General features: G+C 50.3%; 13 protein-coding genes. 10 read left to right on the top strand and 3 right to left on the bottom strand.

The window, feature by feature from the left end; genetic code table 11:
• Positions 1-134: 134 nt before the first annotated feature.
• Entirely contained in the window at positions 135-692 is a 558-nt protein-coding gene (locus Q9293_RS11250) for a recombinase family protein (RefSeq protein ID WP_306246492.1), read from the bottom strand.
• 356 nt (positions 693-1,048) lie between these two features.
• Here Q9293_RS11250 and drt3a point away from each other — a divergent pair, with 356 nt between their 5' ends.
• Both drt3a and drt3b read left to right on the top strand, forming a co-directional pair.
• Positions 1,049-2,323, top strand: coding sequence for an antiviral reverse transcriptase Drt3a (gene drt3a / locus Q9293_RS11255; RefSeq protein WP_306246493.1), 1,275 nt, complete (start codon positions 1,049-1,051; stop codon positions 2,321-2,323).
• Positions 2,316-4,295, top strand: a complete 1,980-nt coding sequence (gene drt3b, locus Q9293_RS11260; protein ID WP_306246495.1) for an antiviral reverse transcriptase Drt3b — start codon at positions 2,316-2,318, stop codon at positions 4,293-4,295. The genes drt3a and drt3b overlap by 8 nt, the downstream gene beginning before the upstream one ends.
• A 345-nt stretch (positions 4,296-4,640) precedes the next feature.
• Here the strand turns inward: drt3b and Q9293_RS11265 are convergent, their stop codons facing one another.
• Positions 4,641-5,339, bottom strand: a complete 699-nt coding sequence (locus Q9293_RS11265) for a hypothetical protein (protein WP_306246497.1) — start codon at positions 5,337-5,339, stop codon at positions 4,641-4,643.
• 279 nt (positions 5,340-5,618) lie between these two features.
• On the opposite strand from Q9293_RS11265, the gene Q9293_RS11270 reads away from it, so the two are divergent.
• The 6 genes from Q9293_RS11270 (at position 5,619) to Q9293_RS11295 (ending at position 11,013) form a co-directional block, all read left to right on the top strand.
• Positions 5,619-5,846: a hypothetical protein gene (locus Q9293_RS11270; protein ID WP_306246499.1), complete on the top strand. Its 228-nt coding sequence runs from the start codon at positions 5,619-5,621 to the stop codon at positions 5,844-5,846.
• Position 5,847: 1 nt separating this feature from the next.
• Positions 5,848-6,894: a site-specific integrase gene (locus Q9293_RS11275; RefSeq protein ID WP_306246501.1), complete on the top strand. Its 1,047-nt coding sequence runs from the start codon at positions 5,848-5,850 to the stop codon at positions 6,892-6,894.
• 112 nt (positions 6,895-7,006) lie between these two features.
• Positions 7,007-7,225, top strand: coding sequence for a DUF350 domain-containing protein (locus Q9293_RS11280; protein WP_306246503.1), 219 nt, complete (start codon positions 7,007-7,009; stop codon positions 7,223-7,225).
• Between the two features lie 10 nt (positions 7,226-7,235).
• Positions 7,236-7,613 (top strand): GxxExxY protein, encoded by a 378-nt coding sequence (locus Q9293_RS11285; protein WP_306246505.1) that lies wholly within the window; start codon positions 7,236-7,238, stop codon positions 7,611-7,613.
• A gap of 27 nt (positions 7,614-7,640) precedes the next feature.
• A complete protein-coding gene (locus Q9293_RS11290; protein ID WP_306246507.1) occupies positions 7,641-9,182 on the top strand; it encodes a polyamine aminopropyltransferase in 1,542 nt (513 codons plus the stop codon).
• 223 nt (positions 9,183-9,405) lie between these two features.
• Entirely contained in the window at positions 9,406-11,013 is a 1,608-nt protein-coding gene (locus Q9293_RS11295; RefSeq protein ID WP_306246509.1) for an FAD-dependent oxidoreductase, read from the top strand.
• Here the strand turns inward: Q9293_RS11295 and Q9293_RS11300 are convergent.
• Positions 10,978-11,514 carry a histidine phosphatase family protein gene (locus tag Q9293_RS11300; RefSeq protein ID WP_306246511.1) on the bottom strand — a complete coding sequence of 179 codons (537 nt, stop codon included), beginning with the start codon at positions 11,512-11,514 and terminating at the stop codon, positions 10,978-10,980. The two genes, Q9293_RS11295 and Q9293_RS11300, sit on opposite strands and share 36 nt — an antisense overlap.
• A 333-nt stretch (positions 11,515-11,847) precedes the next feature.
• Here Q9293_RS11300 and Q9293_RS11305 point away from each other — a divergent pair, with 333 nt between their 5' ends.
• Entirely contained in the window at positions 11,848-12,393 is a 546-nt protein-coding gene (locus Q9293_RS11305; RefSeq protein WP_306246512.1) for a cytochrome c3 family protein, read from the top strand.
• Positions 12,390-13,304: a 4Fe-4S dicluster domain-containing protein gene (locus Q9293_RS11310; protein WP_306246514.1), complete on the top strand. Its 915-nt coding sequence runs from the start codon at positions 12,390-12,392 to the stop codon at positions 13,302-13,304. The genes Q9293_RS11305 and Q9293_RS11310 overlap by 4 nt, the downstream gene beginning before the upstream one ends.
• The last annotated feature ends 3 nt before the right edge of the window (positions 13,305-13,307 follow it).

Consider the following 13,307-nt stretch of genomic DNA (forward strand, 5'->3'; position numbering starts at 1 on the left):
AGATCGAATGTCGTTGACGATGAGGACAAAAGGCGTTCCCAAACGAATAACTTTGGATTGCCTGATTCACCTGGAAGAGTCAGAACACTTTCCGGGACCTCGCCAGAGACGTTTCCTGGCTTAAGCGCAGGCAATTAGACCCTTCTAGAGGCAGGTAGCCACCGGTAGAGAGTTGGAACAGAGATGCCGAGGTTCTTTGAGACATCTTTAGGTGGCATACCAGTAGCCAAGAGTTTTTTTGCGGATTCGATCTTGCCGTCAGACATCTTCCGCTTCCGACCTCCCACCCTTCCAAGCTTCCTCGCAACCTCCAGTCCTGCCTTTGTCCTCTCCCCAATCAATTCACGTTCCATCTGAGCCATACTGGCCATGACATTAAAGAAGAACCTCCCTGCAACAGTGGAAGTATCAATCTGATCAGTGATGCTTTGGAAGTGGACCTTTCGATTTGCCAGTTCTTCCACCAGATCGACTAAGCCCTTCACGCTACGACCTAGCCGATCTAACTTCCAGACAACAAGGACATCACCTTCCCTCAGATGGGAGAGTGCGTCTATTAGACCTGGCCTATCAGCCCGGGCCCCTGACATGAAATCTTGGAAGACCTTTTCACACCCGGCCTTTGCTAAGGCATCTTCCTGTAGATCCAAGTGCTGATCCTGGGTTGAAACTCTCGCATAGCCAATCCGCATGTGATCTCCGATTCTCGAAACTCATCCAAGTATATGTAATCGAGAATTGAGAATCAAGAATGGTTTTCGAGAATGCTATTTCCTTGATAACTGGTATCCCTCGTTTTAGGTATTTGGGCTCTCAAATACCTTGGTTTTCAAGAAGAGATCTGTGGATTCTAACGACTTGTCGAGCATCGTAATTGCTCAAAAGGGCGTCCACTAGGAGTCTGGGGACGTTTGTGAAATCTGCCGGAAAGATGTTTGATGACGAATTGCTTCCTGTGGCTTGGTTGATGTGATATGACGGAACATGAATTGGCTATTCGAGCGTCTTCATTGGGAAGTAGGATCTAGCAAGTTCTACAGGCGATCACATGCCCGATCAATCATTCAGCCCTAAGAATCTGTTGGCGATGCTTAAGAAGGCCGATTTCCGATCCGTGCCGAGTCTTACTTGGGCGGCCTATCGGAAGTTATGCGTTGAGGAAGCTATTCAATCTTCCACCAGCAGATTCAATGGAGTTAACCCCATAACTAGATTTCATCTTAAGAAGAAATCAGCTTATCGAATTAATAATATTGGCAATATGCTTGTCATCAGAAAGTTGAATTACAATTTAATAAATATATTTAATATAAAATATGCATGTCGTTCCACTATAATTTCAAATTTAATACATTTTATAAAAGAAGGTATTCCTTATCGTATATACAGATTGGATGTATCACAATTTTATGAATCATTTGACCATTTAGATATTAAAAATAGAATATCAAGCTGTAAAAAAATCAATCCAATTACAAAAAATCTGACATTTGCATTTTTAGACTATTCCCTTGGTGCTGGTTCGGCGGGTTTGCCCCGAGGTATTTCGTTGAGCTCTACTATATCTGAGATGATGATGGAGGACTTTGACAAAGAAATTAGGTCATGCAAATCAATATATTTTTATTCTAGATATGTTGATGATATTGTTATAATTACAAATGCATCGGAAGAAAGAGAAGATTTTATAAATTTTGTTCAAAACATACTACCACATGGTTTGCGTTTAAATCCAAAGAAGCAACAAGTTTGTGAAGCACTTCAAGTTGCTCCACAAAAAACATCAAAGCGTCCTTTGATTAAACGTATAATATGTACGTTTGATTATTTAGGCTATCAATTTACCATTTCTGACCCAGCGAGAGCAGACATTGATACAGAAGACAAATACAGAAATGTTGTTGTTGATATTTCAAATAATAAAATAAATAAAATAAAGACAAGAATAGCGCGATCAGTTCGAGACTATTTAGTTAACCCTAAAAGAGATGAAAAACTGTTGATTGATCGCATTAAATATCTAACCAGTAATTTTTATATTTTTAATAAAAATTCAGGGATGCGCAACCTGGCGGGTATATATTATGGTTTTCCGGCTTTGAGTAAAAATGCAAGCGGTCTATTAATTTTGGATGCATTTTTAAGAAATTTAATACTTTCCAGATCTATTAGAATATATATTGGTTCATTGCGTATTATTGATTCGAATTTAAAACGTAAATTACTATCTCATAAATTTTGCCTTGGCTTTGAGATGCGTAGATTTATTTACTTTGCTCCCAAACGTATGCAAGAAATCCAGGAGTGTTGGAAATATGAGTAGAAGAGGAAATAAGCGAAAAATTAAACGCAGTGATTACACGCGTGTAATCTTAACAGAGACGTTACCATTTGAAACGCCAGTTATATTTTCAAACGATGGACTATATGGACAAATTAATGACTTGAACTCGGCTTCACTTCTTCGCCAAAATTTATTAAAAGCACTTATATTTGGAGAAGGAGAAGGAGATAGATCAAGGCCGACTGTGCCACATATTTTTAAAATTAAAAAAAATTCGACTGAATTTAGAAGATTAGCCTTGGTTCACCCAAGATCTCAATGGATTATCAAAGAATTCTATCAAAAATATGAAACACTTATGTTGTATCACTGTGCGCACAGTCCAGCTTCAATTCGTTCACCTGAAAAAATTGCTAGTGCTTTTTTCATGCGCAGTGACATGGAGAACCTTCACCAATACAAAACTGGTCATGTTGGACTGCAAAAGATCGATGAAATAACTAAACATGTCCCAAGCTTCTTCTCTTATCGCGGATTTGATAGATTATATAAATTTTTTGAATCTAGAGATTATTTTTTATTAGAGAAAAAATATTCATTCTTTCAGTCTCTTGATGTTTCAAAATGTTTTGACAGTATATATACACATGTTATGTCGTGGTCTGTTAAGGATAAAGAATTTACAAAAAAACATGTTACTGTTGAATCAACATTTGCACAAGAATTTGATTGGGTGATGCGCCATTGCAATCACAATGAAACCAATGGCATTGTGATAGGTCCAGAAATAAGCCGGATATTTTCAGAAATTATATTTCAAAAAATTGACTTACTTACTATAAAAAAAATAAAAGAAAAGAAGGGGATGATTTACGGTGAGCACTATGAATTTAGAAGGTATGTAGATGATGTTTACATTTTTTCCAACAAGCAATTAGATTGCAAGATCGTATATGATGTATATTCAGATGTGTTGACAGAATTTAATCTTAGATCGAATTCTTCAAAATCTATTTTGCTTTCACGCCCATTTATTACGAACAAATCAAGATTAATACATGAAATAGGTATTGAAGTTGATGATTTTATTGATAAATTCCTAGAGTCAAGTGAAGATGGGAAATATCTAATTCCAAAGCGCATAAATTCTGTTTGGAAATTAACACAAAAACACATAGAAGTAATAAAATCGACTTGCTCTTATAATGATATTAATTATGATGGTGTTTCCGGTTATTTGATTGGCGTTTTTGAACAAAGAATTAAAAAAATAGTGTCAATATCAAAATTTGATAACTCAGATCATTCGCAGATGATTTATAGGGATGCAATTTTTGTTTTACTTGATATAATGTTCTTTCTTTATCAAATTTCGCCATCTGTGAGCGCGTCATACAAAATTTGCACGTCAATCATTTTGTTAATAAGATTCTCTAGAAAATTTTTACCTGAATACAAAGATAATATTGCACAGCGAATATATGAACTGTCTGGAGATCTTTTGTCACGTAGTAAGAATGACGAAATTGATCATGTAGAAGGGTTTTTGCCATTAGAAGTTTTAAATATTATATTGGGCATAAGGGAGCTTGGGCCTGGTTTTTTGTTACCATGCGATATTCTGGAAAAAGTATTTATTAATCAAAAATCAATATCATATTTTGATGCCATAAGCTGTTTATTTTACATTAGAAATGATGCTGAATACAAAACATTGAAAGATAAGGTTATTTTTGCAATCAATGAAAAGCTTATGAATCTAAAAGATATTAGAGTTAATGCTGAGAAAGCCTATCTATTACTCGATATGCTTGGTTGTCCTTATGTATCTCGACGAAAGAAGACGATTTGGTTGAATCGGGCCTGTAAGGCCTTAGACGTTGTAATCCCGGGCCCCTCAGTCGAAGCCCTCTTTTTCGATGAAGAAGATAAATGGCATGCTCACATCGACTGGGCGGAAGTGGATCTTCTCAACGTGCTGGAAAAGAAACTATTGAAACAAGTTTATTGACAGGATATTGTCATTGCGGAAGGTGGCAAAGATCCCTCTTCGGATGACCTTTTGGTCATCCGCTTCTCTGGGTGAATGGCAGGAAAGGGTTTAAATCTGATCCTTGAGTGCTGGAAACCCATGAGCACCGAGATTCGTCTCGTTGCACACACTTTGCGGAGATTGTCACCTTCCACCTGTTTAGCGAGAAAGGCCTGCCGAGAGACAATCTCGACGAAAGTAGTTATGGACTTTCCATTCTTATTTTCTGATCCCTGAGAGTCGGCAATACTCTTCAGTTAGCATGTGAATTCCAATAGACAAAAGGCTCTGGATTGCTCCAGAGCCTTTTGATATTCATACAATCTATTTCTTATTCTTACGAAATTTCTCTAATGCCCTCAAAGCATTTGGATTTCCTTTACGAGCTGAGGTCTTGGTGAAACCAAGGGCAGATTTCCCAAAGTTCTTTTGGTAAGCAGAGATGATATCTGTGACTTCGCTGTGGAACTCCCTGCTATTTACAACGGTTAAGAAGGCTTCCACCATTTCAATTGGACTGCCCTTGAATCTCTTACAGATGCTCTTGGCTACCGCTTCTACTGTCTTTTCAGCTTTCCCAGCCCTCTGGCCGGTCCTCTGACTCTTTACAGGCCGAATCTCCTTCATCATGGTCAGAGCCTGGAAGTATTCAATCCCTGCTTTGTCCAATGCCTCTAGGAAGCTCACGTAGTTTTTCTCAAGCTTCCCATACAGAATAAAGGCTTGTTTGAAATCAGGCTTGTCTTCAGCTTCTTTAAAGATTCGACTCATCACGGAAGCAGGAACAGAAGCCCTACCGAGCTTGTATTCCGCTTTGTTTTCCTTTCCAGTCCCCTTTTCATAGGTGAAGGGATTCTTGGTAGGAGTAGCCATGTTCATTACCTCTGGGTTAGTGGCTGGTTCATCAGCCAAGGTTGGTAGGAGAGTAGCAGGTGATTCTGAAGGGATGATTATAAATTTGTCCCTCTTCTTTCTGAACGGCCCTGTAAGGCCAGTCTTGATATCTTTGAAGATACTATTCATAACTCAATTCCTCTCACCACGCAACATATAAATGTAAAAATTTAGATCAATCAACCATCATTCTTACATTATAAATCTACAAGCACTCAACATCCAGTCAACCTCTTTTTTAAAATAAATTTAACCATATTGCTACGGTTACATGTTTTATCTATATGAACTTGTTGTGATTTTCTATTTCAGAGGATGCTAGTAGCGAAATCCTTATGCACGCTCCGCTCTCCGACTTTTACCTAGAGTTCAGTGGGGCTCCATCCGATATGTAGGTGGAGAACGGGTGTGAAACTAATGAACCAGAGGCAATTAAAGGAATACTTTATTACTATTCGCGGCAAAAAACTATCAAGTGAAGCTTTAACAGCTTGCTTAATAAAAGGAATGCCATATACAATTATTGGCAAAAGAAAGCACTTCAACCCAATTTCAGTTGTAGATTGGCTAGAAAAGCAAGAAACAGTATCTAAATATTATATTACTAACAAATCAAGACAAATAAGAAGAGGTTGAAATGTCTCGACACAAAAACATATATCTTCGTGGTTCCGTATATTATTATCGCTTCGTTGTTAATGAGATGTTGTACCATAACTCAACACACTGTAAGGATATCGAATCCGCTATTCAAGTATACGAACAGATCTACAAAGAAACTATATTAGGTAATGTTGGCATTAAAAAAATTCCTACTTTTAATTTCATTAAGGACAAGTGGCTTGAGAAGCATTGCCACTATTCAGATACGCACATTCGAACGGCTAAAATTTTTTACGATAAACACATTTGCCCAGTTTTTGGCAATAAATCTCTAAATCGTATTGACACAGAAATCATATCTGATCTAGTAAATGATTTTCTAAAAACACACTCTAAAGGAAGTACCAATTCATTAATAAAATACATTAATATTGTATTCAATTATGCTATAGAATTAGAATATATTAAAATCAAACCATACAAAATTAAAAGGCAGAAGCCAGACAAGAAGCCAAAACAATTAGTGCATATTGACGAAATTAAATCATTTATTGATTTTTGCTATAAAAACCACAAAAGCAAACAAACTCCATTAATGATTACATTAGGTTTACTTACAGGAATGCGAGAAGGTGAAATTTTAGGTGCTGAATGGTCTTGGTTCAACGAATTAGAGCAAACCCTTACTGTTCATAAATCTAAGACTGGTGGTTTCAGAAAGATATTTCTAGATAACTACCTGTTCAATAAAATAAAAACATATAAGGCAGAATCAGCTAACTCCCTGCCCACACCGATTCTCATGTTTCCAGCTAGAGACAAAGGCCAGCATCCCAGAAGCTTTATCACTTGGGCACTTAGGAAGCTTTCAAAGAAATACGGCATGACTGGTAAGTTCTCTGCGCACTCTCTGCGTCACTCGTACATATCTAATCAACATGCCAGCGGAACAGCCCTGGCAGACATTCAAGAAATCGTCGGACATGAAAACCTAGAGACTACGGCTGGGTACATCCATGCAAATGTCAAAAGACAGAAGGAAGCACAAGACAGACTTTCCAAGCTTGCTAACCTTGCATGAACACACCAGACAAAGACACTTGCAGATCTGAACACACCTTGTCTCCCGTCCAGCCTTAATACTTGAAAACAAAGGTGCTAACTTAGGCGATCATATTCCACGGAGGTAAGTGATGTTCACGAACCAGCTGCTGCACCAGCTCCTCGTCGCTGCCGTCTTCTCTGCCCTGGGTCTCGTCATTCTGGGTGTGGTGTGGCTGATCCTCATCAAGGTGCTGCCCTTCTCGCTCCGCAAGGAGATGGAGGATGACCAGAACACGGCCCTGGGCATCGTCCTGGGCTGCCTCATCCTCGGCATCAGCATCATCATCGCCGCCGCAATTCATGGGTGATAGGCCACAGATGAACACGGATGAACACGGATTGGATGCCGTGTGTGAAGCCGTGATCGGGGCGGCATTCCAGGTGAGCAACACCTTGGGGGCAGGATTCCTAGAAAAGGTCTATGAGAACGCTCTCGCTCATGAACTGAGGAAATCGGGGCTCCCCGTGGCGCAGCAATACCCGATCAAGGTGATGTATGACGGGGTGGTCGCAGGAGAATATGTCGCAGACCTGTTGGTGGCGGGCTCCATCCTTGTGGAACTGAAATGTGTCAAAGCCATCGAGGATATTCACCTTGCTCAGTGCATCAACTATCTACGTGCAACGGGTCTCAGGCGCGGTCTGATCCTCAACTTCCAATTTCCCAAAGTCGGCATCAAGCGAGTCTCTCTATGACCCATCCGTGTTTATCCGTGTTCATCCGTGGCTAATTCGGTTCTTAACAATCCCGCACCCCAGCCCACGCTCAAGGCGCCGCTGCTCTTCATCAGCGTGCTGCTCATCGCCTCCTGCGGGCTGATCTACGAGCTGGTGGCGGGGACGCTTTCCAGCTACCTGCTGGGGGATTCGGTCACGCAGTTCTCCACGGTCATCGGCGTCTACCTCAGCGCCATGGGCCTGGGCTCCTGGCTGTCGAAGTTCCTGCAGCGCGGTCTGGCCCGACGCTTCGTGGATCTGGAATTGGCCGTGGCCCTGGTAGGTGGTTTCTCGGCCCCCATCCTCTTCCAGGCCTTCGCCCACACCCATGCCTTCCGGGTGGTGCTCTATGGCGAGGTGATGGCCGTGGGCACGTTGGTGGGCCTGGAGATCCCCATCCTCATGCGCATCCTGCAGGACCAGGTGCGTTTCAAGGATCTGATCGCGGGCGTGCTTACCCTCGACTACATCGGCGCCCTGTTCGCCTCGCTGCTCTTCCCCCTGCTGCTCATGCCCAAGCTGGGCCTGGTGCGCACCAGCCTGCTCTTCGGCCTCCTGAACGCCGCCGTGGGGCTCTGGTCCACCCATCTGCTGCAGTCCCAGCTGGGCCCCACGCGCATGATCCGCCTGCGCTGTGCGGTGGTGATGGCATTGCTGGCTGTGGGCCTGGTATTCGCCGGGAAATTCACTCTGGCCGTGGAAGAGGAGATCTTCGCGGACGAGATCGTCTACGCCAAGGACAGCGCCTATCAGCGCATCGTGCTCACCCGCGGCCGGGGCAGCTTTCAGCTCTTCCTCAACGGCAATCTGCAGTTCTCCAGCGCCGATGAATACCGCTACCACGAGGCCCTGGTGCATCCTGCCTTCGGCCTGCGCCCGGAGGCGAAGCGCGTGCTGATCTGCGGCGGCGGCGATGGCCTGGCCGTGCGCGAAGTTCTGAAGCATCCCTCCGTGCAGGAGGTCGTGCTGGTGGATCTCGATCCAGCCATGACCGACATGGCCCGCAAGCAGCCCATGGTACGCCAGCTCAACGGCGCCGCCCTGGAGGATCCCCGGGTGAAGGTGGTGAACGCCGACGCCATGGTGTGGCTGCAGGAAGCCACCGCCGCGCCCTTCGACCTCGCCTACGTGGATTTCCCCGATCCCAACACCTACGCCCTGGGCAAGCTCTACACGTCGCGCTTCTACCGTCTCCTGCAGCGCCGCCTGACGGAGGACGCCATGATCACGGTGCAGAGCACGTCGCCCCTCATGGCGCGGCAATCGTTCTGGTGCATCGCCGCCACCATGGAGTCGTCCGGCCTGAAGGTGCGCCCCTACCACCTGGCCGTGCCCTCCTTCGGCGTCTGGGGTTTCGCCTTGGCTTCGAAACGCGATTTCGACGTGCCCACCCATGTGCTGCCGGGCCTTCGCCACCTCTCCGATGAAGCCACCACGGCCATGTTCGCCTTCCCCAAAGACATGGACCGCGTCCCCACGGAAGTGAACCGCCTGGACAACCAGGTGCTGGTGCACCTCTACGCCCGGGAATGGCGGCGATGGTCGTGAGTCCAAAGAGAAAGATGGGGTCCACGGATTTCACAGATTCCACAGATGAACACGATCGCTTCTTCAAGCCCATCAGGACCCAATCCCCCATGCGGAACCAGCAGATCAAGCGACGACTCCTGCATCTGAATCTGTGTGAATCAGTGGAATCTGTGGATCCATCCTTTTTTTCATCGGCACCATCTGTGGTTTCAAATTTCGCCCATCGGCTTCAGGCTTTGCCATGAGGCGCCGCGACTTCCTTGCATCGGCGGCCCTTTCTGCGGTTCCCCTCGCCTGCCGCCGCAAGCCCGAGTTTCCCTTCTCAGGCGAGCTGGTAGGCCCGGATCTGCCCCTGGGCCACTGGGTGCGGGGTGGCGCCTTTGCGGAGCCCAAACAGTTCGAGCCCATCTCCGTGCTCGTGGTGGGCGGCGGCGTGGCAGGCCTCAGCGCGGGCTGGCGGCTGGCGGGCGCGGGCTTCGAGGATTTCAAGGTGCTGGAGCTGGAGCGCGATCCCGGTGGAACGTCGCGCTCGGGCCGCAACCACGTGAGCCCTTTTCCCTGGGCCGCCCACTACCTGCCCGTGCCGGATCGCGGCAATCACGCCGTGCTGCGCCTGCTCGATGAGTGCGGCGTGCTGGAAGGTTTCAATGCCAAGGGCGATCCCCGCTTCGCGGAAGAGGCCACCGTGCGCGCGCCCGAAGAGCGCATCTTCGCCTTCGGCCAGTGGTGGGAGGGCCTCTACCTGCGCGCCGGGGCCAGCGCCGAGGACGAGCGCCAATACCACGCCTTCTTTGCAGAAGTGGATCGCTGGGCCGCCTTCCGGGATGCCCAGGGCCGCCCGGCCTTCAGCATTCCGCGCTCCCGCTGTTCCGATGCCCCCGAGGCCCGGGCCCTCGATGGCCTCTCCATGGCGGCGTGGCTGGATGCCCGTGGGCTCACCTCGCCGCGCCTGCGCTGGCTGCTGGACTACGCCTGCCGTGACGACTATGGCTCCCGCCTCGACACCACCAGCGCCTGGGCTGGGCTCTTCTATTTCGCCGCTCGCAAACAGGGGCCCGGCGAGGATTCGCGCCCCCTGCTCACTTGGCCCCAGGGCAACGGCTTCCTGGTGGAGCATCTGCGCCGGGCCTGCGGCGAGCGCCTCCACTGCGGCACCCTGGCCACTGCCATCCGTCAGGAGGGAAATGATCTCCTGGTCACCGCCTGGGACAACCTCCAGCAGCGGCGCCTCGGGTGGCGCGCCAAGCGGGTGATCTTCGCGGGCCCCCAGCATGCGGCCCGGCACGTGATCGAAGGCCTTGAGGCGGCGCGCCCCGCTTCGACCCGCATCCACAACGCGCCCTGGCTGGTGGCCAACCTCACCCTCCGCGCCCGCCCTGCGGAACCGGCCTTCCCGCTGGCCTGGGACAACGTGCTGCGCGACAGCGAGGCTTTGGGCTACGTGGTGGCCACCCATCAAAGCCTGCGCGACTACGGGCCTAGCGTTTGGACCTGGTACCGGCCTTTCGCCGGTCCGGATTGCGAGGCCGAGCGCGCCCGTTTGCGGGCCATGGATTGGGCCGCCTGCGCGCGCATGGTCATGGCGGATCTGCGCCCCGCCCATCCCGATCTGGAAGGCCTGGTGGCGCGTCTCGACGTCATGCGCTGGGGCCACGCCATGGTGCGGCCGGCACCAGGCCTGCTGTGGGATCCCGCCTTCCTGGCTCTGAGCCAGCCCTTCGGCGGCATCCATTTCGCCCACACAGAACTGAGCGGCGTGGCGCTCTTCGAGGAGGCCCAGGATCACGGCATCCGCGCCGCGGAGGAAGTGCTCTCAGCGCTGGGTCGGCCCGGGGGCAGCTGGCGCTAGGTTCTGCGGGCGCTCCTCCAGCGTGGGCTCGCCCTTGGCGGGAATGCGAACCAGCCAGAGCCGGTCATAGGTGTCCAGCGACCAGTAGGGAATGGGGCCTTTCACGCCGAGGCCACGCACCAGCTTCTTCATGAGGTCGTGGTGCCAGCAGATGATGACGGTGCGGCCGCGAGGGCCCCGCAGGATCTCCGCCGCCAGCTCCTCCGAGGCGCCCTTGCCGTGAACGTTGGGCGTCAGCTTGAGGCTGGCCGCGAGCGGGGCCAGCGTCTGCTGGGTGCGCTGCAGGTCAGAGCAGTGGAGTTCCTGGGGCTTGAAGGCCTGTAGCTGCGGAACCAAAGCCTGGGCGCGGCGCAGCCCTGCCTCCGAGAGGGGCGAGTCACCATCCAACAGGGATTGTCGCTCCGCATGGCGCAGCAGGATCACCGTGGTGTCCTGGGCCCAGAGATTGAGAGCCATCGCCATGAACGCGACGAACAGAAAACGACAGAAGCGCAGCGTCATGGAACCCCCGGACTCCCAGCCTAGCGGCCCTGGCGCAGCCTGTGATCCCCGACACATGCCGCCAGCCCGACTTTCCAGTCGGAGCCACCTGGCGCCACCGATTTTCTCTCATTCACGTCTGACAGAGCGGAGGATGCACACGTCAACCACGTCACGACACTTTACATTCTCACCTTCATGAACCCATTGGAATACCGCTATTCCCTTGACCTGCCCCTTCCAGAAGCGTGGCATTGAATCCACTTTCTTCGTCCATTCCGATACGTGCCATGAGCCTCTCCGCCCCTGCGGGTGGAGATGCCGAAGCCATCCATCAGTGCCGGAGGTGCAGCCATGAACCACCGCCTGACCATCACCGCGTTCATGAGCCTGTTCCTGCTGGCGGTCCACGCCGCCGCCGTGGAGCCCAAGCCAAAGGGCGAACCCGCAGCCCAGGAGGGCATCCAGGTGCCCAAGCCCCCCTTTTCCGAGGGCGTTTTTCCCTGCACTGCCTGCCATGACGGCAAACAGTTGAAGGTGAACCCGCAGCGGCGCGACCTGGCCATGCATGACGAGATCAAACTGAACCACGGCCCCGAAAGCCGCTGGTGCCTGGACTGCCACGATGCCAACAACCGCGACAACCTGCACCTGGCCAGTGGCGAGAAGGTGCTGTTCACCGAATCCTACAAGCTCTGCGGCCAGTGCCACGGCGACAAATTCCGGGATTGGCGCGTGGGCATCCATGGCAAGCGCACCGGGAGCTGGAACGGCGCCAAGCAATATCTGCTCTGCGTCCACTGCCACAACCCGCATGCACCCCACTTCGCGCCCCTCAAACCCATGCCGCCCCCCACCCGGCCCGAGGCCATTCAGCTCAAGAAAGGGGGCGCCCTATGACGGATCTGACACCCATGCAGCCCCAGGAGGAAACGGGCCCCAGCCGTCGCCAGTTCCTCGGCACCGCCGTGGCTGCCATGGCCACGGCCCTGACGGGTTGCGGCAAGCTCAGCAAAGAGGAATTCCTCCAGCACAACTTCCGTGAGCTTTCCAAGGATGAAATCCAGACCATCATCGCGAGGCTCGAAAGCGAGTACATGGAGAAATTCAAGAAGGCGGTGAAGGTCACCAACGAACCCGCCCTGCCCGGCGTGATCTTCGGCTACGCGCTGGATCTCAGCCGCTGCGTGGGCTGCCGCCGCTGCGTGCATGCCTGCGTGAAGGAGAACAACCCGTCGCGGGATCCGGAAATCCAGTGGATCCGCGTGCTGGAAATGGACAAAGAGGAAGGCGTCAACCTTCAGCATGCCGAGCCGTATTACAACCCCGCCGAAGTGCCCCGTGAAAGCCACTTCTACATGCCCGTGCAGTGCCAGCAGTGCAAGAAGCCGCCCTGTGTGAAGGTATGCCCTGTCGGTGCCACCTGGAAGGAGAAGGACGGCATCGTGGTGGTGGACTACAACTGGTGCATCGGCTGCCGCTACTGCATGGCCGCCTGCCCCTACGGCGCTCGCCACTTCAACTGGGGCGAGCCGCACCTCGACAGCAGGGACGTGAACCCCGATACCCACTACCTGGGCAACCGGCCCCGCCCCAAGGGGGTGGTGGAGAAGTGCACCTTCTGCGTCCAGCGCACCCGCAAGGGCCTGTACCCCGCCTGCGTGGAGGTCTGCCCGACGGGCTCACGCAAGTTCGGCAACCTGCTGGACCCCAAGAGCGAGATCCGCCAGGTGCTGGAGCACAAGCGCGTCTTCAAGTTCAAGGAGGACCTGAACACCCAACCCACCTTCTTCTACTTCTACGGGGTGTGAAAC

The organism is Geothrix sp. PMB-07, assembly GCF_030758935.1.
GTDB lineage: Bacteria > Acidobacteriota > Holophagae > Holophagales > Holophagaceae > Geothrix.

Excerpts from the sequence above, each read along its gene's own strand:
- Q9293_RS11250 (WP_306246492.1), bottom strand. The coding sequence starts at position 692 with ATGCGGATTGGCTATGCGAGAGTTTCAACCCAGGATCAGCACTTGGAT.
- drt3a (WP_306246493.1), top strand. The coding sequence starts at position 1,049 with ATGCCCGATCAATCATTCAGCCCTAAGAATCTGTTGGCGATGCTTAAG.
- drt3b (WP_306246495.1), top strand. The coding sequence starts at position 2,316 with ATGAGTAGAAGAGGAAATAAGCGAAAAATTAAACGCAGTGATTACACG.
- Q9293_RS11265 (WP_306246497.1), bottom strand. The coding sequence starts at position 5,339 with ATGAATAGTATCTTCAAAGATATCAAGACTGGCCTTACAGGGCCGTTC.
- Q9293_RS11275 (WP_306246501.1), top strand. The coding sequence starts at position 5,848 with ATGTCTCGACACAAAAACATATATCTTCGTGGTTCCGTATATTATTAT.
- Q9293_RS11280 (WP_306246503.1), top strand. The coding sequence starts at position 7,007 with ATGTTCACGAACCAGCTGCTGCACCAGCTCCTCGTCGCTGCCGTCTTC.
- Q9293_RS11285 (WP_306246505.1), top strand. The coding sequence starts at position 7,236 with ATGAACACGGATGAACACGGATTGGATGCCGTGTGTGAAGCCGTGATC.
- Q9293_RS11295 (WP_306246509.1), top strand. The coding sequence starts at position 9,406 with ATGAGGCGCCGCGACTTCCTTGCATCGGCGGCCCTTTCTGCGGTTCCC.
- Q9293_RS11300 (WP_306246511.1), bottom strand. The coding sequence starts at position 11,514 with ATGACGCTGCGCTTCTGTCGTTTTCTGTTCGTCGCGTTCATGGCGATG.
- Q9293_RS11305 (WP_306246512.1), top strand. The coding sequence starts at position 11,848 with ATGAACCACCGCCTGACCATCACCGCGTTCATGAGCCTGTTCCTGCTG.
- Q9293_RS11310 (WP_306246514.1), top strand. The coding sequence starts at position 12,390 with ATGACGGATCTGACACCCATGCAGCCCCAGGAGGAAACGGGCCCCAGC.